Origin of the sequence: Nonomuraea cavernae, assembly GCF_040655715.1 — a bacterium.
GTDB classification, from domain to species: Bacteria; Actinomycetota; Actinomycetes; order Streptosporangiales; family Streptosporangiaceae; genus Nonomuraea; species Nonomuraea cavernae_A.
The window spans coordinates 35,688-60,225 of record NZ_JBFAKL010000014.1 but is presented as its reverse complement, the minus strand read 5'-3'; the positions used below and the strand labels follow the sequence as shown (position 1 = coordinate 60,225).

At 71.6% G+C, this 24,538-nt stretch carries 22 protein-coding genes; 17 read left to right on the top strand and 5 right to left on the bottom strand.

The features are described 5' to 3' along the window. The first annotated feature begins 36 nt into the window (after positions 1-36). A complete protein-coding gene (locus tag AB0I38_RS21320; protein ID WP_358470477.1) occupies positions 37-1,104 on the top strand; it encodes a thiamine-phosphate kinase in 1,068 nt (355 codons plus the stop codon). A 216-nt stretch (positions 1,105-1,320) separates the two neighbouring features. Here the strand turns inward: AB0I38_RS21320 and AB0I38_RS21315 are convergent, their stop codons facing one another. Beyond that, positions 1,321-1,647 carry a hypothetical protein gene (locus AB0I38_RS21315; RefSeq protein ID WP_358470474.1) on the bottom strand — a complete coding sequence of 109 codons (327 nt, stop codon included), beginning with the start codon at positions 1,645-1,647 and terminating at the stop codon, positions 1,321-1,323. 688 nt (positions 1,648-2,335) lie between these two features. On the opposite strand from AB0I38_RS21315, the gene AB0I38_RS21310 reads away from it, so the two are divergent. Then, positions 2,336-3,295, top strand: a complete 960-nt coding sequence (locus tag AB0I38_RS21310) for a hypothetical protein (protein WP_358470471.1) — start codon at positions 2,336-2,338, stop codon at positions 3,293-3,295. A gap of 8 nt (positions 3,296-3,303) precedes the next feature. Beyond that, positions 3,304-4,107 carry a bifunctional hydroxymethylpyrimidine kinase/phosphomethylpyrimidine kinase gene (gene thiD, locus AB0I38_RS21305; RefSeq protein WP_358470468.1) on the top strand — a complete coding sequence of 268 codons (804 nt, stop codon included), beginning with the start codon at positions 3,304-3,306 and terminating at the stop codon, positions 4,105-4,107. 77 nt (positions 4,108-4,184) lie between these two features. On the opposite strand, the gene rpmB is transcribed toward thiD, so the two are convergent. Continuing rightward, entirely contained in the window at positions 4,185-4,370 is a 186-nt protein-coding gene (gene rpmB / locus AB0I38_RS21300; RefSeq protein WP_043618345.1) for a 50S ribosomal protein L28, read from the bottom strand. Between the two features lie 190 nt (positions 4,371-4,560). Here rpmB and AB0I38_RS21295 point away from each other — a divergent pair, with 190 nt between their 5' ends. From AB0I38_RS21295 to AB0I38_RS21235, 13 genes are all read left to right on the top strand, one after another. Next, positions 4,561-6,105: a DAK2 domain-containing protein gene (locus tag AB0I38_RS21295; RefSeq protein WP_358470465.1), complete on the top strand. Its 1,545-nt coding sequence runs from the start codon at positions 4,561-4,563 to the stop codon at positions 6,103-6,105. A gap of 319 nt (positions 6,106-6,424) precedes the next feature. Then, a complete protein-coding gene (recG, locus tag AB0I38_RS21290; protein WP_358470462.1) occupies positions 6,425-8,602 on the top strand; it encodes an ATP-dependent DNA helicase RecG in 2,178 nt (725 codons plus the stop codon). Between the two features lie 334 nt (positions 8,603-8,936). Continuing rightward, complete coding sequence (locus AB0I38_RS21285; RefSeq protein WP_358470459.1) at positions 8,937-9,566, top strand: RsmD family RNA methyltransferase; 630 nt, start codon at positions 8,937-8,939, stop codon at positions 9,564-9,566. Positions 9,567-9,580: 14 nt separating this feature from the next. Continuing rightward, positions 9,581-10,057 carry a pantetheine-phosphate adenylyltransferase gene (gene coaD, locus AB0I38_RS21280; protein ID WP_358470456.1) on the top strand — a complete coding sequence of 159 codons (477 nt, stop codon included), beginning with the start codon at positions 9,581-9,583 and terminating at the stop codon, positions 10,055-10,057. A 53-nt stretch (positions 10,058-10,110) separates the two neighbouring features. Then, positions 10,111-10,680 carry a YceD family protein gene (locus AB0I38_RS21275; protein ID WP_436838763.1) on the top strand — a complete coding sequence of 190 codons (570 nt, stop codon included), beginning with the start codon at positions 10,111-10,113 and terminating at the stop codon, positions 10,678-10,680. Between the two features lies 1 nt (position 10,681). Further along, positions 10,682-10,861, top strand: coding sequence for a 50S ribosomal protein L32 (gene rpmF, locus AB0I38_RS21270; protein WP_033409409.1), 180 nt, complete (start codon positions 10,682-10,684; stop codon positions 10,859-10,861). A 191-nt stretch (positions 10,862-11,052) separates the two neighbouring features. Beyond that, positions 11,053-11,793: a ribonuclease III gene (gene rnc, locus AB0I38_RS21265; RefSeq protein WP_358470450.1), complete on the top strand. Its 741-nt coding sequence runs from the start codon at positions 11,053-11,055 to the stop codon at positions 11,791-11,793. A gap of 1 nt (position 11,794) precedes the next feature. Next, complete coding sequence (gene mutM / locus AB0I38_RS21260) at positions 11,795-12,640, top strand: bifunctional DNA-formamidopyrimidine glycosylase/DNA-(apurinic or apyrimidinic site) lyase (protein WP_358470447.1); 846 nt, start codon at positions 11,795-11,797, stop codon at positions 12,638-12,640. A 183-nt stretch (positions 12,641-12,823) separates the two neighbouring features. After that, positions 12,824-13,099, top strand: a complete 276-nt coding sequence (locus tag AB0I38_RS21255; protein WP_358470842.1) for an acylphosphatase — start codon at positions 12,824-12,826, stop codon at positions 13,097-13,099. 190 nt (positions 13,100-13,289) lie between these two features. Further along, positions 13,290-13,484: a hypothetical protein gene (locus tag AB0I38_RS21250; protein WP_049556952.1), complete on the top strand. Its 195-nt coding sequence runs from the start codon at positions 13,290-13,292 to the stop codon at positions 13,482-13,484. Positions 13,485-13,682: 198 nt separating this feature from the next. Continuing rightward, positions 13,683-17,465: an AAA family ATPase gene (locus AB0I38_RS21245; RefSeq protein WP_358470444.1), complete on the top strand. Its 3,783-nt coding sequence runs from the start codon at positions 13,683-13,685 to the stop codon at positions 17,463-17,465. A 53-nt stretch (positions 17,466-17,518) separates the two neighbouring features. Beyond that, positions 17,519-18,697: a signal recognition particle-docking protein FtsY gene (gene ftsY / locus AB0I38_RS21240; protein WP_358470441.1), complete on the top strand. Its 1,179-nt coding sequence runs from the start codon at positions 17,519-17,521 to the stop codon at positions 18,695-18,697. Positions 18,698-18,940: 243 nt separating this feature from the next. Further along, positions 18,941-20,614: a tetratricopeptide repeat protein gene (locus tag AB0I38_RS21235; protein WP_358470438.1), complete on the top strand. Its 1,674-nt coding sequence runs from the start codon at positions 18,941-18,943 to the stop codon at positions 20,612-20,614. Here the strand turns inward: AB0I38_RS21235 and AB0I38_RS21230 are convergent. Genes AB0I38_RS21230 through AB0I38_RS21220 form a run of 3 tightly spaced genes read right to left on the bottom strand, consistent with a single transcriptional unit; the run spans position 20,611 to position 23,467 of the window. After that, positions 20,611-21,393: an ABC transporter ATP-binding protein gene (locus tag AB0I38_RS21230; RefSeq protein ID WP_358470435.1), complete on the bottom strand. Its 783-nt coding sequence runs from the start codon at positions 21,391-21,393 to the stop codon at positions 20,611-20,613. The two genes, AB0I38_RS21235 and AB0I38_RS21230, sit on opposite strands and share 4 nt — an antisense overlap. After that, positions 21,390-22,436, bottom strand: coding sequence for a FecCD family ABC transporter permease (locus AB0I38_RS21225; protein WP_358470432.1), 1,047 nt, complete (start codon positions 22,434-22,436; stop codon positions 21,390-21,392). Before AB0I38_RS21225 ends, AB0I38_RS21230 begins: the two co-directional genes overlap by 4 nt. Then, positions 22,433-23,467: a FecCD family ABC transporter permease gene (locus AB0I38_RS21220; RefSeq protein WP_358470429.1), complete on the bottom strand. Its 1,035-nt coding sequence runs from the start codon at positions 23,465-23,467 to the stop codon at positions 22,433-22,435. The genes AB0I38_RS21225 and AB0I38_RS21220 overlap by 4 nt, the downstream gene beginning before the upstream one ends. 95 nt (positions 23,468-23,562) lie before the next feature. Here AB0I38_RS21220 and AB0I38_RS21215 point away from each other — a divergent pair, with 95 nt between their 5' ends. Continuing rightward, on the top strand, positions 23,563-24,537 hold the full coding sequence (locus AB0I38_RS21215; protein WP_358470426.1) for an ABC transporter substrate-binding protein: 975 nt from the start codon (positions 23,563-23,565) through the stop codon (positions 24,535-24,537). Position 24,538: the final 1 nt, after the last annotated feature.

The window sequence follows — 24,538 nt, the reverse complement described above, 5'->3', positions numbered from 1 at the left end:
GGGCGATTCGATCACGCCGAAGGGCCACCGTACCCTGTGTGCGTCAGGAGGTGCGTCATCACAGTCGGAGATCTCGGCGAATTCGGAGCAGTTACTCGTATTTCAGGACGTCTGCCCCAAGGAGCGGCAGTGCTCCTCGGTCCAGGCGACGACGCCGCGATGGTCAGCGCGCCGGACGGGCGCGTCGTGGTGTCAACGGACCTCCTAGTCGAGGGTAGGCACTTTCGCCGGGATTGGTCCAGCGGCTACGACGTCGGCCGCAAGGCGGCGGCCCAGAACCTCGCCGACATCGCCGCCATGGGCGCGGTGCCCACGGCCATCGTGGTCGGCCTCGGGATGCCGGCCGATCTGCCGGTCGACTGGCTCGACGCGCTGACCGACGGGTTCCGTGACGAGTGCGCCGTCGTCGGCGCGAGCGTGGCCGGGGGTGACACCACCCGGGGCGACCTGGTGGTGCTCGGCGTGACCGCGCTGGGCGACCTGGGCGGGCGGGCGCCCGTGACCAGGTCGGGAGCGCGTCCCGGGCAGGTGGTGGCCGTGGCCGGCCGCCTCGGCCACGCCGCGGCCGGACTGGCCCTGCTGGAAGCGGGCAGGACCGGCACTCCGACGGAGGAGCGACCGCTTGGTGAGGAGGACCGGACCGGTCGTCCGGCGGAGGATCGGCCGCGTGGCCGGGCCGGCCGGGCGGGCGGTGATGACGTGGAGCGGTTGCTGGGCGAGGCCGTGGCCGCGCATCGGCGGCCGTGCCCGCCCTACGCGTGCGGGCCGGAGGCGGCGCGGCTCGGGGCGAGCGCGATGCTGGACGTCAGCGACGGGCTGCTGCAGGACCTCGGGCACGTCGCGGCGGCCAGCGGGGTGCGCGTGGAGCTGGACTCCGCCGCGTTCGCGGTGGACGCGCCGGTCGCCGCCGCGGCCGAGGCGCTCGGGGTCGACCCGCTCGGCTGGGTGCTCACCGGCGGTGACGACCACGCCCTGGCCGCCGTCTTCCCGGCAGAGGTACGTCTCGGGCCGTCGTGGCGGGTCGTCGGCCGCGTGGTCGCGGGTCAGGGGGTGTCCGTCGACGGGCGCGAGACAGGACACGGCGGCTGGGATCACTTTCGGTGAGGACCTGTCCTGAAATGCGGAAAATCTCCGGGTGTGACGGGGAACTCCCGTGATTACTGTGACAAAGGCGTAGTAAAGGTGTTATGAAGATTGGCGGCCACGTACCCGGCAAGAAAGGGCAGCCATGGGCCGCCACGGCACAGGTGGATCCGAAGACGCGGATGAATGGGGGGACGGCAGGTCTGACGACTCACAGGAGGACCTGAGGTTCACCGATCATGCCGCGAAGTGGGCTGCCGCGCCGGACCCGACCGCCAAGAGCTCTTTCTGGGACTCCGATGAGCAGCCGCCCGCCGAGCCGCCCGGCTGGCCGTCGCTGCCCGACCAGGTCGAGGTGACGGGCCAGTGGGCGCCGATGCCCAGGCGTGAGCCCGGACAGGTGCCGCCCCCGCCGCCGTCCAGCCCGCCCGAGACGACCGGAGCCTTCGCGCCGCCGCCGCCCCAGCGCCACCCGGGCGGGTCCGCGCCGATGCCGGACCAGCCGTACGAGACCACCGGGGCCTTCACCCGGCCCGCGCACTGGGACACCCCGGGGGAGAACACCCAGGCCTTCTCGGTCGTCGACGAGTTCGGCCCCCCGAGCCGTCCCGACTCTCCACCTCACGGGGGTTCGTCCTTCGGCCCGGGGCAGCCCGGCGCCTCAGCCTTCCGCGACCCGGGGATGCCGGACCGGCATGGCGATCCGGGGTCACCCCGCCTGTCCGGTCCCCACGGTGGACAGGACCCCTTCGGGTCCCCTCGCGGGACCACAGGCCCTCATGGTGGGCAGGATCCGTTCGGTCCGAGGGTTTCTGGTCCCCAGGGCGGGCGGGATCCGTTCGGTCCGGGGGTGCCCGGTCCTCATGGTGGGCAGGATCCGTTCGGACCCCCTCCTGGGGCGTCGGATCCGCGCGCGTTCGGGAGCTCGGATCCGTTCGGGACGGGCGCGCCAGGAGCCGATACGCAGGCCTATGGGTCGTCCACCGGCCCGTTCGGGGCCGCCTCGGGGGATTCGGAGCCGCGGGCGTACGGGCCCGCGAGCGATCCGTTCGGGCCCGCGAGCGATCCGTTCGGAGTTGCCCAGAGGGATGCCGATCCGCGGGCGTACGGGTCTTCCACCGGCCCGTTCGGGGCCGCTCAGGGAGACTCGGACCCGCGCGCCTTCGGGCCCGCCGGGGACGCCACACAGGCGTTCAGCCAGGAGGCGGACCGTACTCAGGCGCTCCAGCCGCCCGAGCCCGGGGACGTGAGGGTGGCCGGCAGCCCGACCATGGCCGACACGCCCGCCCCGGCCTGGGCGGACAGCGGCGACGGCTTCATGGACTCCGGCTGGTCGTCGGACGACTCCGAGCCCCGCCGCCGTCGTGGTCGTCGCAAGGCGCCTCCGGGTGACGCGCTGCTGGACGAGGCGCCGAGCGGCGGCAGGGCCAGGGTGGCCCTGCTCTCCGTGGCCGCCGTGGCCGTCGTGCTCGGTGGCACCGTCGCGGGCGTCAAGCTGATGAGCGGGCCCGGAGAAGCCGAGTGCCCCGGAGACAGGTGCACCGCCGTACAGACCTCCAACCAGCCGGCGCCGGTGGTGTCCGAGCCGGTCGAAGAGGAGGAGTCCCCGATCGACGAGCCGACGGAGGACGAGCAGTCCGACGCGACCGACACCCCGACCCCGCAGAACACGACGAGCGCGCGGGCGCCGCGCCGGACCTCCTCGCCCGAGCCGACGCCCACGAAGACCAAGGAGAAGACGCCGGCGAAGCGGACCGACGAGCCGGTCCCGACGAGTTCCGAGGAGACCGCGACGGAGGAGCCGACGGAGGAGCCGACGACGATCAACGACCCCGGCGCCAGGCCGACCGAAGCGCCGCCCGCCAGCCCTGAGCCGACCGTGTCGGCCACCGTCCAGTCGGCGCTCAGCGGCGGCTCGGTGAACGTCACGTTCGACGTCGTCAGGCAGGGGGTGGCGAACTACACCGCGCATCTGGACGTGGTCAACGCCTCCCCGCAGGCGTTGAAGTCGCTCACCGTGTCGCTGCCCGTCGTGGGCAGGGTCGTGAGCATGACGGGCGGGGAGTGGACGCAGGACGGCAACCTGCTGATCATCGATCTGTCCGGCTCGCTGGTGAAGGGCGGGTCCGCCGAGGTGAAGTTCTCCGCGACCGGCAGGGCCGCGCGGCCCGGCAACTGCGGGCTGGTCGGCGGGGAGTGCGCAGTCAACTAAATGGTTGGATGGGGGATATGACCGTTACGACCCCTCCGTGCGTGCTGACCATCGCCGGATCCGACTCCGGCGGTGGAGCGGGCATCCAGGCCGACCTCAAGACCATGCTGGCCCTGGGCGTGCACGGGATGAGCGTCATCGCCGCAGTGACGGCGCAGAACTCACTGGGCGTGCAGGGCTACTGGGAGCTGCCCGCCGAGGCCGTACGGGCACAGCTCGACTCCGTGCTCGGCGACATCGGCGCGCAGGCGATCAAGACGGGCATGCTGGCCTCGCCCGAGCTGGTCGAGACCGTGGCCGTGGCGCTCGGCTCGTACGGCGCCCCCGTGGTGGTCGATCCCGTCGGGGTGTCGAAGCACGGAGACACGCTGCTCGTGCCCGAGGCCGTCGAGACGTTGCGGACCCAGCTGCTACCGGTCGCCACGATCGTCACCCCCAACCTGTGGGAGGTCGAGCAGCTCACCTCGGTCAAGGTGGAGGACGAGCGCGACCTGCGCCGCGCCGCCGACGCCGTGCTGGCCCTGGGCCCCGCCTGGGCGCTGATCAAGGGCGGCCACCTGCCGGACGAGCCGGTCGACCTGCTGACCGACGGCACGAGCGAATACCGCTTCGGCGCCGAGCGCCTCGACAACCGCCACACCCACGGCACGGGCTGCACGCTCGCCTCGGCCATCGCCTCCCACCTCGCGCGGGGCGAGGACGTCCCCTCGGCCGTCGAGCAGGCCAAGGCGTACGTCACGGGCGCCATCGCCCGGGGCTTCCCGCTGGGCACCGGCATCGGCCCCGTGGACCACGCCTGGCAGTGGCGCTGATGGGGCGTTGATGGGTCCGGGCATGACGAAAGCCCGCCGCTCGATGCCGGGCCGGCGGGCTCTCGTGGAAGTCGGAACTAGCGGGTGACCTTGCCCGCCTTGATGCACGAGGTGCACACGTTCAGCTTCTTCGGCGTGCCGCCCACGACCGCGCGGACCGTCTGGATGTTGGGGTTCCAGCGACGGCGGGTGCGGCGGTGAGAGTGGGACACGTTGTTGCCGAAGGTCGGACCCTTGCGGCAGACATCGCAGACGGAAGCCACGGTATCGCTCCTTAAAACAGTCGATGTAGCCCGGTCCGCTGATGTTCGTCGGAGCGGAGGGCATGCCGGGACAACCGGCCAGCCAGACGAGGATATCCGATCCACACCCCTCGGTGCGAACCCGAGCAGATGGCCCGGCGATATCCTCCTCGTTCAACGTAGCGCACTCGGGGAGGGCGGAGCGTCGCACATGGAGGTCCTCGATCCACCTCGCGTACGCCGATGGGCGCGCCTGGCGGCCGATGCCCTGGGCAAGGCGCGGGCGGAGATCGACGCGCTCAACGTGTTCCCCGTCGCCGACGGGGACACCGGCACCAACCTGCACCTGACCATGCTGTCGGCGGCCGAGGCGGTCGAGGCGCTGCCCGACGACGTGGACGCCGCGGTGGTGTGGCAGACGCTCGCCTACGGCGCGCTCGTCGGCGCGAGGGGCAACTCCGGCGTCATCGTCAGCCAGGCGCTGCGGGGTCTCGCGGAGGTGCTGAAGGACCAGGCCGACCTGCCCGCCGGGCTGGGCCGGGCCGCCTTCCTGGCCAGGGAGGCCGTGGCGCGGCCGGTCGAGGGCACGGTGCTGAGCGTGCTGACCGCCGTGGCGCGAGCCGTACGGGACGAGCGAGGAGGGCCGGCCGAGGTGGCGCGGCGGGCGGCGGTGGCGGCCCGCGCGGCGCTGCGGCACACTCCCGAGCAGCTCGACGTGCTGGCCCGCAGTGGTGTCGTCGACGCGGGCGGGGCCGGGCTGGCGATCATCCTCGACGCGCTGGTCGCGGCCGTCACCGACTCCTACAGCGAGCGATACGACGTCCCCGCGCCGACGTCGCGGGTCTCGCCGATGACCGAGGTGGGCGCGGGTTACGAGGTGATGTACCTGCTCGACGCCGACGACTCGGCGGTTGCCGGGCTGCGTGCCGAGCTCGACGCGATGGGCGACTCGCTGGTGGTGGTCGGCGGTGAGGGGCTGTGGAACGTGCACGTCCACGTGGACGAGGCCGGCCCCGCGGTCGAGGCCGGACTGCGGGCGGGGCGGCCGCACCGGATCAGGATCACCTACCTGGCCGAGCGGACCCATCGCGGCGACGCGGGCAGGGGAGTGGTGGCCGTCGCCGCCGGCGAGGGCATCGCGGCGCTGTTCGAGCAGTGCGGCGCGGTCGTGGTGCGCCGGACGCCCGGCACACGGCCCGCGCTGCCCGAGATGCTGGCCGCGATCCGGCAGGCGGGCGGCGAGGTGGCCGTGCTGCCCAACGACGAGGGCTCACGGTCGGTGGCGGCCGCGGCGGCGCAGATCGCCCGCGAGGACGGTGTCGTGGTCAGCGTGCTGCCGACCAGGGCGACCGTGCAGGGGCTGGCGGCGCTGGCCGTACACGATCCGCTGCGCCGCTTCGACGACGACGTCGTCGCGATGACCGATGCGGCCGGGCACACCCGGTACGGGCGCCTCGCGATCGCCGACAGGGAGGCGGTCACCAGCGCGGGCGTGTGCCGTCCCGGCGACGTGCTGGGGCTGATCGACGGCGACGTCTCCGTGATCGGCCGGGCGCTCGACGACGTGGCCGCGCTGGTCGTGGACCGGATGGTGGCGGGCGGCGGCGAGCTCGTGACGCTGGTCACGGGCGCGGACGCCCCCGAAGGGCTGGCCGACCGGCTGGCCGGTCACCTGCGCGGCTCCAGACCCGACCTCGACCTGGTGGTGTACGACGGCGAGCAGGGCGGCTACCCGCTGCTCATCGGCGTCGAATGACGCCACGACCGGCACCACGACCGGCACTACCGGCCCGGGACTCGCCGTGGAGCAGCGTGGACGGTTCGTTCTGTCGGTCGGAGACGGTAGAACATAGAGCCTTGACAGCCTCCCCTCGCCCGAGCGTCGAAGGCATCGAAGGCGGGGCATCACAACAGCAGCTACCTCACGAGGAGGAGGTCGTGTTGAGGTTCGCGGTTCGCGCGCTCCGGCAGCCCGGGGCCTCCCCGCCTGGCGGAACGGGTCAGGCGGGGCACACCGATCACCCCGCCGGCCGCCGCCGGCGGATCACGTTGCCGGGCCAGGCCGTGGGGGTCCGGTGAGCCGCTTCGACGAGCCCCTGACGAAGGCGCTCGATCCCAAGACCGCCAAGCTGCTGCACGGCGTGCTCGGCCTGGAGACGGTCGGCGACCTGCTGCGCCACTACCCGCGCCGCTACGCCGAGCGTGGCGAGCTCACCTCGCTCGACTCGCTCGAGGTCGACGAGCACGTCACCGTGGTGGGCGAGGTCACCAGGCTCATGCGCAAGCCCATGCGCAACCGGGGCGGCACCTGGCTCGAGGTCGAGGTCGTCGACGGCACGGGCAAGAAGATCTATCTGTCGTTCTTCGGCAAGGGCTCCCATGTGGCCGAGTCGCGGCTCAAGCCGGGGCGGCGCGGCATGTTCGCCGGCAAGGTGGGCCTGTTCGGGTCGCACACCAACCCGCGCTGGCAGTTGTCGCATCCGGAGTTCGAGCTGTTCGAGGAGACCGAGGCCAGTGCCGCCGAGTTCTCCGCCGCGCCGGTGCCGATCTACCCGGCGGGCAAGGACCTGACGCCGTGGGTGATCAGACGGGCGGTCGGCCTGGTGCTCGACACGCTGGGTCCGCTGAACGACTCGCTGCCCGCGGAGCTGCGGGCCCGCCACGGGCTGCAGGACCTGGCCGAGGCGCTGGAGGCCATCCACCGGCCGAAGGACTTCGCCGAGGTGCGGCGGGCAAGGGAGCGGCTCAAGTTCGACGAGGCCTTCGTCCTGCAGGCGGTGCTGCTCCAGCGCAGGCAGGCCGCGACGGCCTGGCCGGCCCGGCCGCGACCGCGTCGCGACGACGGGATCCTGGCCGACTTCGACGCCCGGCTGCCGTTCACGCTGACCGAGGGGCAGGCCCTCGTGGGCGAGGAGCTCGCCGCCGACCTGGCGCTGGAGCATCCCATGCACCGGCTGCTTCAAGGCGAGGTGGGCGCGGGCAAGACCGTGGTGGCGCTGCGCGCCATGCTGCAGGTGGTCGACGCGGGCGGGCAGGCCGTCCTGCTGGCTCCCACCGAGGTGCTCGCCCAGCAGCACCACCGCTCGATCAGCGCCATGCTGGGCGACCTGGCGCAGGGCGGCATGTTCGGCGGCACGGCGGTCACGCTGCTGACCGGTTCCATGGGCGCCGCCGCCCGCCGCTCGGCCCTGCTCGACGCCGCCTCGGGCACGGCCGGCATCGTCGTGGGCACGCACGCGCTGCTGCAGGAGCACGTCCAGTTCGCCGACCTGGGCCTGGTCGTGGTTGACGAGCAGCACCGGTTCGGCGTGGAGCAGCGCGACGCCCTGCGCGAGAAGGCCGGCGGCGGGCGGCCGCACGTGCTGGTCATGACCGCCACCCCGATCCCGCGCACGGTCGCGATGACCGTCTTCGGCGACCTGGAGGTCTCGACGCTGGCGCAGCTCCCGTCCGGCCGTGCCCCGATCACCACGCACGTGGTGCCCGCCGCCGACAAGCCCCACTTCCTGGAGCGCACCTGGGAGCGGGTGCGCGAGGAGGTGGCGCTGGGTCGGCAGGCCTACATCGTCTGTCCCCGCATCGGTGACCTGGAGGGTGACGAGGGCGACCTGGCGCCGCCCGCCGACGACGAGCGCCGGCCGCCCCTGGCCGTCCTGGAGGTCGCCGAGTTGCTGTCCGAGGGGCCTTTCCACGACCTGCGGCTGGGTGTGCTGCACGGCAAGCTCCCGCCCGAGGAGAAGGACGCGATCATGCGCGCGTTCACCCGGGGCGAGCTCGACGTGCTGGTCGCCACCACGGTCATCGAGGTGGGGGTCGACGTGCGCAACGCCTCAGTGATGATCATCATGGATGCCGACCGGTTCGGCGTCTCCCAGCTTCACCAGCTCCGGGGCCGGGTCGGCCGGGGCGGCCTGCCGGGGCTCTGCCTGCTGGTCTCCGACTTCCCCGAGGGCACTCCGGCCCGGGCCCGCCTCGACGCCGTGGCCGCCACTCTCGACGGGTTCGAGCTGTCCCGGGTCGACCTGGAGCAACGCCGCGAGGGCGATGTCCTGGGCGCCGCCCAGTCGGGCAAGCGGTCATCGCTCAAGTTGCTCCAGCTCCTGCGCGACGAGGACGTGATCGAGACGGCTCGCGAGGAAGCGGCGGCCCTGCTGGCCGAGGATCCCTCCCTGACCTCCTCCCACGAGGGTCTGCGCGCCGAGATCGACCGTCTCCTGGCCGACGAACGCGCGGAATACCTGGAGAAGACGTGATCTACGGCGGATGCCGGGAGTGAACGTGATCTACGGCGGATGTCTGGCGAGGACGTTCTACGGCGGCCGGCGCCGGTGTGATCACGGCCCCAGCCGCGGGGACGGCCTCCCCCCGAATGCCGTCCCCGGCTGGGCCCACCCCTCGGGTCAGGTGCCGAGGGAACCGGTGTGCGGAAGGGCTCACGATCACACCGGTCGGCCTCCAGCTGGGTCACCTCGGAGGCCGCAGGACTCATCATGCGTGGCCGATCAGACGATGTGAATCACCCTTGCGCTCTCAAGGCCGACACCTGTGCACTCTTGACCTGCGTTGACATGCGGAACAATGGCTCCCATGACTCGGATCATCGCGGGGACCGCGGGTGGGCGGCGGCTGGTCGTGCCGCCGGGGCGCGGGACGAGGCCGACCAGCGACAGGGCGCGAGAGGGGATCTTCTTGACCCTCGACTCGCTCCAGGGGCTGACGGGTGCCCGGGTGATGGATCTGTACGCCGGCTCGGGGGCGGTCGGGCTGGAGGCGCTGTCCCGGGGGGCGGCGCACGCGCTGCTGGTGGAGTCGGATCCGAAGGCGATCCGGACGATCAGGGCCAACGTCAGGACACTGGGGCTCGACGGGGCCCAGGTGGTCGCCGACCGGGTGGAGCGGCTGCTGGGCAGACCTCCCGGAGAGCCCCGGCCGGACGGCGCGGGCGGTGACCGATCACTCGGCAGATCGCCCGACCAAGGCGGGGAGGCGTACGACATCGTCTTCGCCGACCCGCCCTACGCGGTCTCGGACGAGGAGGTCACCCGGGTGCTGGAGTCGCTGCGCGACCACGGGTGGCTGGCCGAGGGGGCTTTGGTGGCATTCGAGCGGGAAACCAGGGGAAAGCCCCTTGTGTGGCCTGAAGGGTACGTTGAGGAGAGGGTCCGTCGTTATGGTGAAGCGTCCGTTTGGTACGGTCGCGCCGCCGGGAACCCGTAGACCTGGGAGGCGTTTTGCGGCGCGTTGTCTGCCCGGGGTCGTTCGACCCCATCACCAATGGCCACCTCGACATCATCGGCCGGTCCGCCCGGCTCTATGACGAGGTGACCGTCGCCGTCCTCATCAACGTCGAGAAGAGCAGCCTGTTCACGGTCGACGAGCGGATCGACATGCTGCAGACCGTCACCAAGGAATACTCCAACGTCAAGGTCGAGAAGTTCCACGGACTCCTCGTCGACTTCTGCAAGCACAACGACATCCCCGCGATCGTCAAGGGGATCAGGGTGGTCAGCGACTTCGACTACGAGTTGCAGATGGCCCAGCTCAACTACCGGCTGTCCGGCGTCGAGACGCTGTTCATGCCGACCAATCCCGAATACTCGTTCCTGTCCTCCAGCAGAGTGAAGGAGATCGCCCGGTATGGTGGCGACGTGTCCGGCCTGGTGCCGGATCTGGTGCACGCGCTGCTCATCGAGCGGCTCAGGAGCTGACAGCGGCCTGGTATCCTTTCATTTCAGCCTTGTACGACGGCGACGGTTTCGCCATGCCTAGCGAGAGCAGGATGACTCAGCACCTCAACCCCCGCTCCCCATGGGTGATCTCCACTCACGACCTGGGAAAGCGGCCGGGCACGATGAGGCGAGTGGCCCTGACCCTTCCGGCACCGGCAGATCTCGGCGTCGACATGATCGGTGTCCCCAAGGACGCCGAAGTCGAGCTGGATCTCCGGTTCGAAGCAGTGATGGAAGGCGTGCTCGTCTCGGGCACGGCGCAGGCCCCGCTCGCAGGGGAGTGCGCGCGGTGCCTTGACCCGTTGACCTCGGAGATCGCGGTCGACCTGCAGGAGCTGTTCTTCTACTCCGACGAGGACGCCTCCGAGGACGACTCACTGCTCGACGGGGCGCTGCTCGACCTCGAGCCGACGTTCCGCGACGCGGTGGTGCTCGCACTGCCGCTGAGTCCTGTCTGTCGTGACGACTGCACGGGGCTCTGCGTGGAGTGCGGGGTCAAGCTGGCCGAGGCCGGCGACGATCACGGGCACGAGAAGATCGACGCTCGCTGGGCGTCGTTGCAAGGTCTGGTTACCGAGAACGATAACGATCAGGAGAAGTGACGTGGCCGTCCCGAAGCGAAAGATGTCGCGGAGCAACACCCGCGCCCGTCGCTCCCAGTGGAAGACGACTGCTGTCGCCCTGGTGAGCTGCCCGCAGTGCCGTTCGCCCAAGCAGCCGCACATCGCGTGCCCCACCTGTGGCACCTACAACCGTCGTCAGGTCATCGAGCCGTCCGCCTGATCTCGCAGTTGACGTGATGCCGACCGGGTGCCATTGTGCCCCGGTCGGCGTTAACGTCTCAGATGCGTGCGGTAGCGGTCCGCCCGCGGTCGTGGTGGACGCCGGGGCTCTGTCTTCCCCGACGCCCACCACGTTTTCGGGCATCCTCCGCAGCCGGCGCGCCGTGTGAAGGTGTTCCGAGGAGGAAACACATGGGCGCAGGTCCTAAGCCGGTGGCCGTGGAGGTCGCCGGAGCAGAGCTGGAGAGAGTGCTGGCCGTCAGCCTCGACTCCGACATTCTCGAGCGGGCGTTGACGCACCGCTCCTACGCGTACGAGAACGGCGGCCTGCCCACCAACGAGCGCCTGGAGTTCCTCGGCGACTCGGTGCTGGGCCTGGTGGTCACCGACACCCTCTACCGCAATCATCCCGACCTGCCCGAGGGGCAGCTGGCCAAGCTGCGGGCCGCGGTGGTCAACATGCGTGCCCTGGCCGACGTGGCCCGCGACCTGGGGCTGGGCCGGTTCCTGCGGCTCGGCAGGGGCGAGGAGGGCACGGGCGGGCGCGACAAGTCGTCGATCCTGGCCGACACCCTGGAGGCGCTGATCGGCGCCGTCTACGTCGACAAGGGGCTGGACGAGGCGTTCCGCGTGGTCCACCTGCTGTTCGACCCACTGATCGTCCGCTCGGCCTCGCTCGGCGCGGGGCTCGACTGGAAGACGTCCCTGCAGGAGCTCACCGCCTCCGAGGCGCTCGGCGTGCCCGAATACCACGTCGAGGAGAGCGGCCCCGACCACGCCAAGTCGTTCACCGCCGAGGTGCTGGTGGGCGGCGAGGCCTACGGCTCGGGCACGGGCCGCAGCAAGAAGGAGGCCGAGCAGCAGGCGGCCGAGGCGGCGTGGACCCGCATCCGGGCCCGCCGCGAGCAGCGCGAGAGCCAGCCGGCGAGCTAGGGTGCCCGAGCTGCCAGAGGTCGAGGTCGTCCGGCGGGGACTCGCGCAGTGGGTGTCCGGCCGGGAGATCGCCACGGCCGAGGTGCTGCACCCTCGGGCCATCCGGCGTCACGTTCCGGGGGCCACGGAGTTCACCGCGCGGCTGAAGGGCCGCACGGTGCTCTCCGCCGAGCGTCGCGGCAAATACCTGTGGCTGCCGCTGTCGGGCGCCGAGGAGGCGCTCCTGGCCCACCTCGGAATGAGCGGCCAACTGCTCGTGGTGGATCCGAGCGCGCCGCTGGAGAAGCACCTGCGGGTACGTCTCGGCTTCACGGACGGCGGTCCAGACCTGCGGTTCGTCGATCAGCGGACGTTCGGCCACGTCATGCTCACGACCCTGGTCGACGGTGTCCCCGAGCCGATCTCGCACATCGCGCCCGACCCGTTCGAGGAGGCGTTCGACGACGAGGCGTTCGCGGCCGGTCTGCGGCGCAAGCGGACCGAGATCAAGCGGGCCCTGCTCGACCAGTCGCTGATCAGCGGGGTCGGCAACATCTACGCGGACGAGGCGCTCTGGCTGGCCCGGCTGCACTGGGCCCGTCCCACCCAGACGCTCACCCGGCCCAAGATCGCCGAGCTGCTGGCCGCCGTACGCGAGGTGATGGGCGCCGCCCTGGCCCAGGGTGGCACCTCGTTCGACAGCCTCTACGTGAACGTCAACGGTGAGAGCGGCTACTTCGACCGCTCCCTGGAGGCGTACGGCAGGCGCGACCAGCCCTGCTCGCGCTGCGGCACCCCGATCCGGCGCGAGGCGTTCATGAACCGTTCGTCCTACTCCTGCCCGACCTGCCAGCGGCCGCCGCGCTGACCACGGCCGGCCTCGCTCCGCGCCCGTGGGCGTAAAGCCCGCGTGAGGCCCCGGTCAGACCACAGTGAGACCACGGTGAACCCTGGTGAGGACACAGTGAGCCCCGGGGAGACCAGGTAAGACCGCCGTGCGACCCGGTGACACCCAGCTGAGACCCAAGGAGGCAGTGGAATGCCGGAGAACATCGAGATCGTCCGGGTGACCGCCTGGGTGCGGGGACGGGTGCAGGGAGTCGGGTTCCGGTGGTGGACCAGGGCCCGGGCGCTGGAGCTGGGACTTGTCGGCTGGGCACGCAACACCGAGGACGGCCGGGTGGAGGTTGTCGCCGAGGGGTCCCAGGAGGCCTGCGTCAAGCTCCTGGACCTGCTCAGAGGTTGCGACACGCCGGGCCGGGTGGATGGAGTAGTGGAACGTTGGAGTGAAGTACGAGGTGGTATGGGGGGATTCCTGGAGCGGTAAGGCTTTCGTTAAACACCCCAAATGGGGTATAGTTATATGGCAAGAGTGCCCAGCAGGGAGTATCAGCGGTTCGTTCGACTTGACCGCCCACACTGCCGGTGCGACTCTTGTTAGGTACCACGCGCACCCCTCCCGCGGAATACGAAGTGCGCGAACCAGTCTGGTCACTCAGCGTGGAGGACCCTTTACCATGGCGAAGGCTCTACTCGGCCACGTCGGCGGTCCTGACCCTCGAATGGTCTCGGAGATGCGCCGTCTGCAGCAGCGAATCCGTGATCTGGAGGCAGAACTCATCCGACTTCAGGCCCAGAATGACGCTCTTGCGGCGCAAACCCGCGATGAGGCAATCAGTCGCATGCAGGAGCGCGAGCCGGCACTCACCTGACGAGTGATCGGATCGCATGATCCAGGGACGTCTCCATGAGGCGTCCCTCGTTATTTGCCCTCTTCAATGACCCGATCCGGAACTTCTTGGTAGCTCTTTTGCCTGGTCCGCCGTGGACTCGACTGCGGCGGCCAGCACGGGGCAGGCAGGACCAGTAGGCTTTTCCGGAGTCCGTTCAGGGAAAAAGGGGGCCGGCACTTGTATTTGAAGACCCTCACCCTGCGCGGCTTCAAGTCCTTCGCCTCCGCGACCGCTCTGCGTTTCGAGCCCGGCATCACCTGCGTCGTGGGGCCCAACGGCTCCGGCAAGTCCAACGTCGTCGATGCCCTGGCCTGGGTCATGGGCGAGCACAGCGCCAAGTCGCTGCGCGGCGGCAAGATGGAAGACGTGATCTTCGCCGGCACCTCGTCCAGGCCACCGCTGGGCCGGGCCGAGGTGACGCTGACCATCGACAACTCCGACGGCGCGTTGCCGATCGACTACACCGAGGTCACGATCAGCCGGCTGATGTTCCGGTCGGGCCAGAGCGAATACGCGATCAACGGCGACACCTGCCGCCTCCTCGACATCCAGGAGCTGCTGTCCGACTCGGGCATCGGCCGCGAGATGCACGTCATCGTCGGCCAGGGCCAGCTCGACGCGGTGCTCCACGCCGGCCCCGAGGACCGGCGGGCGTTCATCGAGGAGGCCGCGGGTGTCCTGAAGCACCGCAAGCGCAAGGAAAAGGCGCTGCGCAAGCTCGACGCGATGCAGGCCAACCTGACCCGCGTCCAGGACCTCGCCACCGAGCTGCGCCGCCAGCTCAAGCCGCTCGGCCGTCAGGCCGAGATCGCCCGTAAGGCCGCCGTGATCCAGGCCGACCTGCGTGACGCGCGGCTGCGGCTGCTGGCCGACGACGTCGGCATCCTGCGCGCCACGCTGGAGCGCGAGGCCGCCGACGAGGCCGCTGTCCTGGGCAGACGCACCCAGGTGGAGACCGAGCTGGCCGAGGGCCAGCAGCGCGAGGCCGCCCTGGAGAGCGCCGAGGCCGAGGGGCGGCCCCGGCTGAGCGTCGCGCAGGAGACCTACTTCCGGCTGTCCAGCCTGCGCGAACGCATCACGGGCCTCGAACAACTGGCCGCGGAGCGCCACCGGCACGCCGTCGACGCCGCCGCCATCGAGCGGCGCGGGCGCGACCCCGAAGATCTCGAACGCGAGGCCGCCGAGGTGCGTGAGCAGGAGCTCATCCTCCAGGCCGAGCTGGAGCACGCCCAGGAGCTGCTGGAGGAGGCGGTCCAGCGGCGGGCCGACTCCGAGGCCGCGCTGAGCGCCGAGGAACGCCGCCTCGCCATGGCCGCCAGGGCCGCCGCCGACCGCCGCGAGGGCCTGGCCAGGCTCCGGGGCCAGGTCGACTCCGTGCGCAGCAGGTCACGCGCGGCCGAGGAGGAGATCGGCCGCCTCAACCGGGCCGTCGCCGAGGCGGTCGAGCGCGAGCAGCGCGCCCGCGACGACCTGGAGGAGCGGCAGCGCGAGGAGCCCGCCGTCGATCCGGCGCTCGCCGAGGAGCTCGCCACCGCGCAGGCGCTGGTGGAGGAGGCCAGGTCCGTCGCCGACGAGGCCCGAGCCGCGGCCTCGGCGGCCAAGACCGCCCTCGACGCGCCGCGTTCGGCCGTGCAGGCCGCCAAGGCGGGAGTCGTCGCGGCGCGCGCCGCCGACCAGGAGGCCCAGCGGGCGGTGGCCGCGCTGCGGGCCCGCTGTGAGGCGCTGGAGCTCGGGCTGGCCAAGGGTGACGGCGGTGCTGCCCTCCTGGAGGCCGGCCTGGCCGGGGTGCTGGGCCCGCTCGCGGCCTCGCTCCAGGTCGCCCCGGGCGCCGAGCCGGCGGTCGCCGCCGTGCTCGGGCCGGTCGCCGAGGCGATCGCCGTCAAGTCCGTCGACACCGCGATCGAGGCCATCGAGCTGTTGCGGGTCAAGGAAGCAGGTCAGGCCACCCTCCTCGTCGCCTCCACGGCCGGCGGGCCGGGACGCGCGTCCGCGTCCCCAGGTGACGGGCCGAAGGGCCCGTCCCCGGCAGCCGCGGCCCCGATGGGGGAGGCCGGGGTCCGTACGGTCGCTCCTGGAGGCGGTGAGGTTCGTCCGGCCGCGCCCGGAGGTGGGGAGTGGGCGGCCGATCTGGTGACCGTGCCCGGTCACCTGAGGGCGGCCGTCGACCGTGTGCTGGCCGGTGTCGTCGTCGTGGACGATCTCGGCGTGGCCCGCCGGGTGGTCGAGGAGCACCCCGGGCTGCGCGCCGTGACCAGGGGCGGCGACCTCGTCGGCGCCCATCTGGCCAGCGGCGGGTTCGAGGGCGGCACCTCGGTCCTGCAGGTGCGGGCGGCGCTCGACGACGCCGTCGCCGACCTCGGCGACGCGGAGGCCACCGCCGAGCGCACCGCCGGCGCGCTCGACGAGGCGGCCGCCGCCGAGCAGGCGGCCCAGGCGGCCGTGGAGGAGGCTCAGGCCCGGGTCGACGAGGCGCAGACCGCCGTCGGCACCGCCCAGGCCGGGGTGAGCGCCGCCCAGGGCGCGCTCGACCAGGTCAGGGCCCGGCAGCGGGAGGCCGACCAGCGCGACGCCGCCGCCGCCAAGCGGCTGGCCCAGCTGGAGGCCGCCGCCAACGCCGCCCACGACGAGGCCGAGCGGCTGCGTCACGGCGTCACCGCGGCCGAGGAGTCGCGGACCGAGGGCCTGGAGGAGCTGGCCGAGCTGGAGATCAGGCTGGCCGAGGCCGAATACTCCCAGGAGCTGGAGGTGGAGCCGACCACCGAGGCCCGTGACGAGCTGGCCGTCACCTGCCAGACCGCCAGGCAGCGCGAGATGGAGATCCGGCTCCAGGTCCGCACCGCCGAGGAGCGCGTCAAGAGCATCGAGGGCCGGGCCGACGGCCTCGTCCGCGCCGCCCAGCGCGAGCGGCACGAGCGCGCCCAGGCCGCCGCCCAGCGCGCCAGGCGCAGGCGGCAGGCCCAGGTGGCCGAGGCCGTCAGCGGGGGCGCCAGGCGGGTGCTCGCCGCGCTGGCCTCGTCCGTCCAGCTCGCGGCCCGGGAACGCGACGAGGCCGACCTGGCGAGGGTCGCGATCGACGCCGAGCTCAAGCAGGTACGCGTGCGCGTCCGTGAGCTCAGCCACGAGCTCGACAAGCTGGTCAACCGCGTGCACGGCAGCGAGGTCACCCGTACCGAGCAGCGGCTGCGTCTGGAGCAGCTGGAGCAGCGGGCGCTGGAGGAGTTCGGCGTCGAGCCCGAGACCCTGATCTCCGAGTACGGCCCGCAGGCCCCGGTGCCGGGCGACCCGCCGATCCCCTACGTACGCGAGGAGCAGGAGAAGCGGGCCCGCGCCGCCGAGCGGCAGATGAACCAACTGGGCAAGGTCAATCCGCTCGCCCTGGAGGAGTTCGCCGCCCTGGAGGAGCGCCACGCCTTCCTCACCTCGCAGCTCGAAGACCTCAAGAAGACCAGGCGCGACCTGATGACCGTGGTCAAGGAGGTCGACGACCGGGTGGAGCAGATGTTCTCCTCGGCCTACGAGGATGTGGCCCGCGAGTTCGAGCAGATCTTCACCCGGGTCTTCCCCGGCGGCGAGGGCAGGCTGGTCCTCACCGAGCCCACCGACATGCTGACCACCGGCATCGAGGTCGAGGCCCGGCCACCGGGCAAAAAGGTCAAGCGGCTGTCGCTGCTGTCCGGCGGTGAGCGGTCGCTGACGGCGGTGGCGTTCCTGATCTCCATCTTCAAGGCCCGGCCCTCGCCGTTCTACGTCATGGACGAGGTCGAGGCGGCGCTCGACGACACCAACACGCAGCGCCTGCTGAGGCTCTTCGAGGAGCTGCGGCAGAGTTCGCAGCTGATCGTGATCACGCACAACAAGCGCACGATGGAGATAGCCGACGCTCTCTACGGCGTGTCGATGCGCGGCGACGGCGTCACCCAGGTCGTCAGCCAGCGGTTGCGGGAGCGCGAGTCGGTCTGATCCGCGTGGCCCTGGGCATGAGCATGCGGGTCGATCTGGAAAACTGACGTCTTGTGGATGGTTACCTCGGCGTCATCGTGATCGTGGTCGTCGTCGCCCTCGTGGCGGCGGGCAGCCTGTTCCTGCTCTTCAGGCCGGGAGGCAAGGCCGCGCCACCGGCCGAGCCGCCGGAGACGCTTCTGCCTCCCGAGGAGAAGGAGAAGCGACCGGCCGCGGGTGGCGAGGAAGGCGAGGGGGCGACCACCACGCTCCCGCCTCCGGCCGAGCCGGCCGAGGCGGTCGTGGTGCCGCCCGAAGTGGAGGTGCCGCCGCCGTCCGCCGGCCGGATGGTGCGGCTGCGGTCCAGGCTGGCCCGCTCGCAGAGCGCGCTCGGCCGGGGGCTGCTGGAGTTGCTCTCCCGCGACCGGCTCGACGACGAGGTCTGGGACGAGATCGAGGAGGCGCTGATCACCGCCGACGTCGGTGTGGCGCCCACCCGCGCCATCGTCGAGGAGTTGCGGACCAAGGTCAGGGTGCTCGGCACCCGCACTCCCGACCAGGTGCGCGCGCTGCTCCGCGAGCAGTTGCTGGCCCAGGTCAATCCCGATCTCGACCGCACCCTGCACGTCCAGAGGCACGGCGATCGGCCGGCGGTGGTGCTCGTCGTGGGCGTCAACGGCACGGGCAAGACCACCACGACCGGCAAGCTCGCCCGCTCACTCGTCGGCGACGGCAAGACGGTCGTGCTCGGCGCGGCCGACACGTTCCGCGCGGCGGCGGCCGACCAGTTGCAGACCTGGGGTGAGCGGGTCGGGGCCGAGGTGGTGCGCGGGCCCGAGGCCGGCGACCCGGCCTCGGTGGCCTTCGACGCCACCGCCAAGGGCATCCTGGACAAGGCCGACGTGGTCATCGTCGACACGGCCGGCCGGCTGCACACCAAGACCGGCCTGATGGACGAGCTGGGCAAGGTCAAGCGGGTCATCGAGAAGAAGGCCACGGTCGACGAGGTGCTGCTGGTCCTCGACGCCACCACCGGCCAGAACGGCATGCGGCAGGCGCAGGTCTTCGCCGAGGTGGTCAACATCACCGGCATCGCGCTGACCAAGCTCGACGGCACGGCCAAGGGCGGCATCGTCATCTCGGTGCAGCGCGAGCTGGGGGTTCCGGTCAAGCTGGCCGGGCTGGGGGAGGGGCCCGACGATCTGGCGCCGTTCGACCCCGAGGTGTTCGTGGACGCGATTCTCGGGGATTGACCTCCAAATCGGATATGTCACTTACCGGTTGATGTCTTGTCGTTTGACCGGTCCCGTGTTGACATTGAGCGGTCCTCGGAAATTGATCGGAAAGAGCAGTCATGAAAAAGGTCGTCGTCCACAAACCTGGAACCGTCAAGCTGTCCGGAGCCGCGACTCCGAAGCACTCGGCCTGACCTGCGCTGAACGAACGGATGAGGCCGGCGTCTGCGGTGGTGACGCCGGTCCCCGTCTTCTCCGGGAGTGACGCTGAGAGAGATCACGGTTGACGCCGACCGCAGGTTGCGCGGCCCCTACACGCTGGCGTCGGGGCTGCTCACAGCGCTGCTCCCCGAAGCGGCGCCGGATCTGGTGGCCGCGCACGACATCGAGATCAGAGCCGCCGCACCCGGTCTGTGTGACCTGGTCCCGGCCCGGAGGACCTCACTGGCCGACCGGCTGCCGCAGGACGAACGCATTCTGGTGCCCGCCCCTCTGCGGACGCTCCGGCTGGCGAACGGGCTGGCGGAATTCGTCCGAGATCACTTGTCGAGAACTGCGCCACTGATATTACGGGTGGATAACGCCGAAGAATCGGACGCGACCGATATCGAATTCGTGGCGGTGCTGAGGCGCCGGGTGCCCGCCGCGTCTCTCACGGTCGTGATCTCGCCGCCCGGGCCGCCGCGCCCGCAGCCCGTCGTCCCGCATCCGGCCGAACTCGACCGCTATCGCAACGAAGGTTTCCACCACGCCATGGCCGAGGCCGGCCTGGCGCTGCTGTCCACGCTGGCCGAGGATGGCGAGGAGTGGTGGCCGCTGCTGCACCGTACGGCCACCGCGCTGGCCGCCCTCGACAGGGAGGCCGAGGCCCGCGATCTGCTCGACCGCGCCCGCCGGGTCAGCACCCGGCCCAAGGATCTCGCCACGGCCGCCTACGCCACCGCGATGCTGCTCGTCCGCCACCACGACCCCGGCGAGCGCGACCCCGAGGAGGCGATGGCCTGGATCAACGAAGCCGTCGCGCTCACCTCGCTGCTGCCCGACCGTCGCGAGCGGGCCTTCCACCTGAGCTTCGACCTCAACGGCAAGGCGCTGGTCGAGGTGCGCAGAGGGCACCTCGCGCAGGCCGAGCGGCTCGTACAGGAGGCCATCGAGCTGGCCGAGCGTGACCTGGAGCCCGGCCGGCACCCCATCCACAAGCTCGTGCTGCGGGCGAACCGGGCCCAGCTGGCGGCCCAGCGGGGCGACCTGGAGGGCGCGCTGCGCGATCTCGACGCGGTCATCGCGGCCGATCCCGGCTATCCCGACTACTACCTCGACCGGGGCAACCTGCTGCACCGCCTGGGCCGTCCGGCCGAGGCTACGGCCGACTACGAGACGGCCATGCGGGTCGGCCCGCCCTTCCCCGAGCCCTACTACAACCGCTCCGAGATCCGGTTCGCCGCCGGCGACCTCGCGGGCGCGCTCGCCGACCTCGACTACGCGATCGAGCTGGATCCCGGTTTCGCCGACGCCTACGTCAACCGGGCCGGGCTGCTCGTGGCGCTGAACGAGCCGGTCAGGGCCAGAGCCGACGCCGAGCGCGACGTCGGCAACCCGTTCCTGCTCTGCGTGCTGGGCCAGATCGAGGCGGCGGAGGGGAACACGCTGGAGGCGCGCAAGGCGTTCGACTCGGCGCTGGAGCGCGAGCCCAGGCTGGCGGCGGCCTGGGCGGGGCGCGGTGCGCTCGCGTTCGGTGCGGGCGAGTACGAGAACGCGGTCGCCGACCTGAGCCGGGCGATCGAGCTGGAGGAGAGCGCGGCGGTCAGGTTCAACCGGGCGCTGGCGCTGCGGATGTGCGGGCAGCCCGCGCTGGCCCGAGCCGACCTGCTGCGGGCCCAGGAGCTCGCGCCCGATGACGAGGAGATACGGCGAGCGCTCGCCGAGTCGCCCTAGCGGCGCGGCCCGATCGGGATGACCAGCGGCGTGCCCGCCACCGGGTCGGTGATCACCTTGGCGTCCAGCTCGAACACCTCGCGCAACAGGTCCTCGGTCAGCACCTCGTGCGGGGCGCCGGCGATGATCACCCGGCCCTCGCGCATGGCCACCAGCCGGTCGGCGTAGCGAGCCGCCAGGTTGAGGTCGTGCAGCACCATCACGATGGTCCGGTCGGCCGCCTGGTGCAGGTGGCGGACCAGCTCCAGGACCTCCACCTGGTGAGCCAGGTCGAGGAAGGTGGTCGGCTCGTCCAGCAGCAGCAGGTCGGTGCCCTGGGCCAGGGCCATGGAGATCCAGGCCCGCTGCCGTTGCCCGCCGGACAGCTCGTCCAGCGGGCGCTCGGCGAGGTCGGCCAGCCCCGTCATGGCCAGCGCCTCGCTCACGGCCGCCTCGTCGTCCGATGACCACTGCCGATACCAGGTCTGGTGCGGGTGGCGGCCCCTGACGACCAGATCGGCGACGGTCAGGCCCTCCGGCGCGATGGGCGCCTGGGGGAGCAGGCCGAGCACCTTGGCCACCTCGCGGGTCGGGATGCGGTCGATGCGCTTGCCGTCGAGCAGCACCTCGCCGCCCCGCGGCTTGAGCAGGCGGCCGAGGGCGCGCAGCAGCGTGGACTTACCGCAGCCGTTGGGGCCGATGATCGCGGTGACCGTGCCCGGCTCGATGACGAGGTCGAGCCCGTCAACGACGGTTCGCTCGCCGTACCCGAGTTTGACGGCGGCGGCCTGGAGCCTCATGTGCGTGCCCTCCAGATCAGGTGAATCAGGTACGGCGCGCCGAGCACCGCGGTCACGATGCCCACGGGCAGTTCGACAGGGGAGAAGGCGGTGCGCGCGATCAGGTCGGCGCCGGTGGTGAGCAGGGCGCCCATGACGGCCGACGACAGGAGGGGCGGTTGCGCGCAGCGGGCCAGCCGGAGCGCGATCTGCGGCGCGGCCAGCGCGACGAACGCGATCGGCCCGGCCGAGGCGGTGGCGACGGCGGCGAGCAGCACGGCCGCGAGGATCAGCAGGGCCCGCGAGAGGTTCATCCGGACGCCCAGCCCGGTGATGGTGTCGTCGCCGAAGCGCAGCGCGTCGAGCGAGCGGGCGCCGAGCAGCGCCAGGGGGATGAGCACGGCGAGGGCCACGCCCACGGGCCTGACGTGCTCCCAGCCGCGGCCGTTGAGCGAGCCGCTGATCCAGACCATGGCCCGGCTGGTGTCGTTGACGTCGCCGATGGTCAGCAGCCAGAACTTGACGTTGGTGAACACGGCCGCCACGCCGATGCCGACGAGGACCAGCCGGTAGCCGTCGAGGCCGCGCCGCCAGGCCAGCGTGTAGACGATCAGGGCGCCGATGAGCCCGCCGGCCAGGGCCAGCGCCGGGATGCCGAGGGTGGAGAGCATCCCGCTGGCGCCGCCATAGGCGCTGCCGCTGATCACGATGCCGGCCACGACGGCGACCGAGGCGCCGGTGGTGACGCCGAGGATCTCGGGGCTGGCCAGCGGGTTGCGGGCGATGGACTGGATGATCGCGCCGGACAGCGCCAGCGCGGCGCCCACCAGCGCGCCGGTCAGGGCGCGGGGCAGGCGGAGATCCATGATGACGAAGTGGCCGGCGCTCGCGGTGTCGAACGTGGCCCGCGCCACCTCGGCCAGGCTCATCTGGATGTCGCCGATGCGCATGTTCAGGGCCATGAGCACGCCGAGCAGCAGGAGGCCGCCCAGCGTGACGGCGGTGGCGCGGGGGCGTACCCGCCAGGACAGGCCCGCGATCCGGAGCGCGAGGGCGGTCGTCACAGCCGCACCGGCTTCCTGCGGCGGACCAGCGCGACGAAGAAGGGGGCGCCGAGCAGGGCGAGCACCACGCCCACCTCCAGCTCGCCGGGAGGGGCGACGACGCGGCCGATCACGTCGGCGAGCAGCAGCAGCGCGACGCCGATCAGGCCGGAGTAGGGCAGCAGCCAGCGGTGGTCGGTGCCGGACAGCGAGCGGGCCAGGTGTGGCACGATCAGGCCGACGAACGCCAGCGAGCCGCAGGCGGCCACCGCGGCGCCGGTGAGCAGCGTGACGGCGGCGATGCCGACGCCCCGGGTGAGCCCGATGCGCTGCCCGAGCCCGCGCGCGACGTCCTCGCCGAGGGAGAGCGCGTTCAGGCCGGGAGCGTTGATCATGGCCAGCACCAGGCCGGTCACGACGAACGGCAGCACCTGCCAGATCACGTCGGGGCCGCGGGCGGCGATCGAACCCGCCTGCCAGAACCTGAACACGTCCATGGCCTGCTCGTCCAGGAGCACGATGGCCGAGGTCAGCGCGTAGAGGAAGGCGCTGACGGCGGTGCCCGCGAGGGCGAGCGTGACGGGCGTGGGGCCGCCCCGGCCGCCGACCATGCCGAGCGCGAACACGCCCACGCTGGCGATCAGCGCTCCGGCCAGGCCGAACCAGATGTAGGCGAGCAGACTCTGGGCGCCGAGCAGGATGATCGAGGCCACCATGGCGAAGGCGGCGCCCTGGGTGACGCCGAGCAGGCCGGGGTCGGCGAGCGGATTGCGGGTGTGGCCCTGCATGAGCGCGCCCGCCACGCCGAGCGCGAGGCCGGCCAGCACGCCGAGCACGGTCCTCGGGACGCGCAGCGAGCGGACGATGATGTGGCTCTCGATGTCGGCGGGGGCGGTGAGCGCCTGCCAGGCGTCGGCCGGCGGCACCGGCCTGGACCCGATCGTGATGCTCAGCACCACGGTCACGCAGACGGCTCCGAGCAGCGCGATGAGCAGGAGGAGATGCCGTTGGCGAGGGGTGTGCGAGCGTGTCGCGACAGCGGTTGCTCCCACCCGTCCCCCCAGCATTTGCCCGACCCTGGAGAAGTATGCCAGGTTAGGCAGGGCTAACTTGATTAAGGGTTGCCTAAGCTAAGAAAGGCTTTTCGATGAGATCGTTGCGTGCGCTGGCGGGGGTCGTCCTGGTGGCAGGGCTGGCCGCTTGCGGCTCGACCGAGACCGCCCAGCCCGCCGCCCCGGAGAGCTCCGCCGGGCCGTTCCGCACCGTCAAGCACGCGATGGGCGAGACCGTGATCCCCGCCCAGCCCAAGCGGGTGGTCGCACTGGACCAGAGCTTCGTGGACGCGGTGCTGACGCTGGAGACACCGGTGGTCGGATACACGACCTACCGGTCGATCGACACGGCGCTGCCCGACTACCTTGGCCCCGTCGCCGAGGAGTACGGCAAGGAGGCCACGGCCGTCGGCACGCTGGAGGAGCCGAGCCTGGAGAAGATCATCGCGCTCAAGCCCGACTTGATCGTCTCGGCGAAGGTCCGCCACGAGGCGCTCTACGACAAGCTCGCCAAGATCGCTCCCACCGTCTTCAGCGAGACGACCGGCGCCATCTGGAAGGAGAACCTCCGACTGGTGGGCCAGGCGCTCGGCAAGGAGGACGTGGCGGAGGCGAGGCTCAAGGCGTTCGAGGAGCGGGCCGGGAAGATCGGCGCCGCGATCAAGGAGAAGGAGGGCGATCTGCCGACCATCTCGATCGTCCGCTTCGCGGGCGAGCCGACGACCCGCCTGTACGTCGAGGAGTCCTACTCCGGTCTGGTCATGAAGGACATCGGCTTCCCCCGGCCGGAGGGCCAGCCCACCGTCAGCGACTCGATCGTGGTCAACGTCAGCCAGGAGCGCATCGCCGACCTGGACGCCGACCACATCTTCGTGGCGACCTACGCGGACCCCGCCGCCGACGGGCCCAAGGAGAAGTTCGTGAACAACCCGCTGTGGGGCAAGCTCAAGGGCGAGAAGCACGAGGTGAACGACCTCACCTGGATGACCGCCGTCGGCATCCAGGGCGCCCACGCGATCCTCGACGACGTGGCCAAGCTGTTCGAGGTCGACCCGGCCAAGGCGTCCTAGC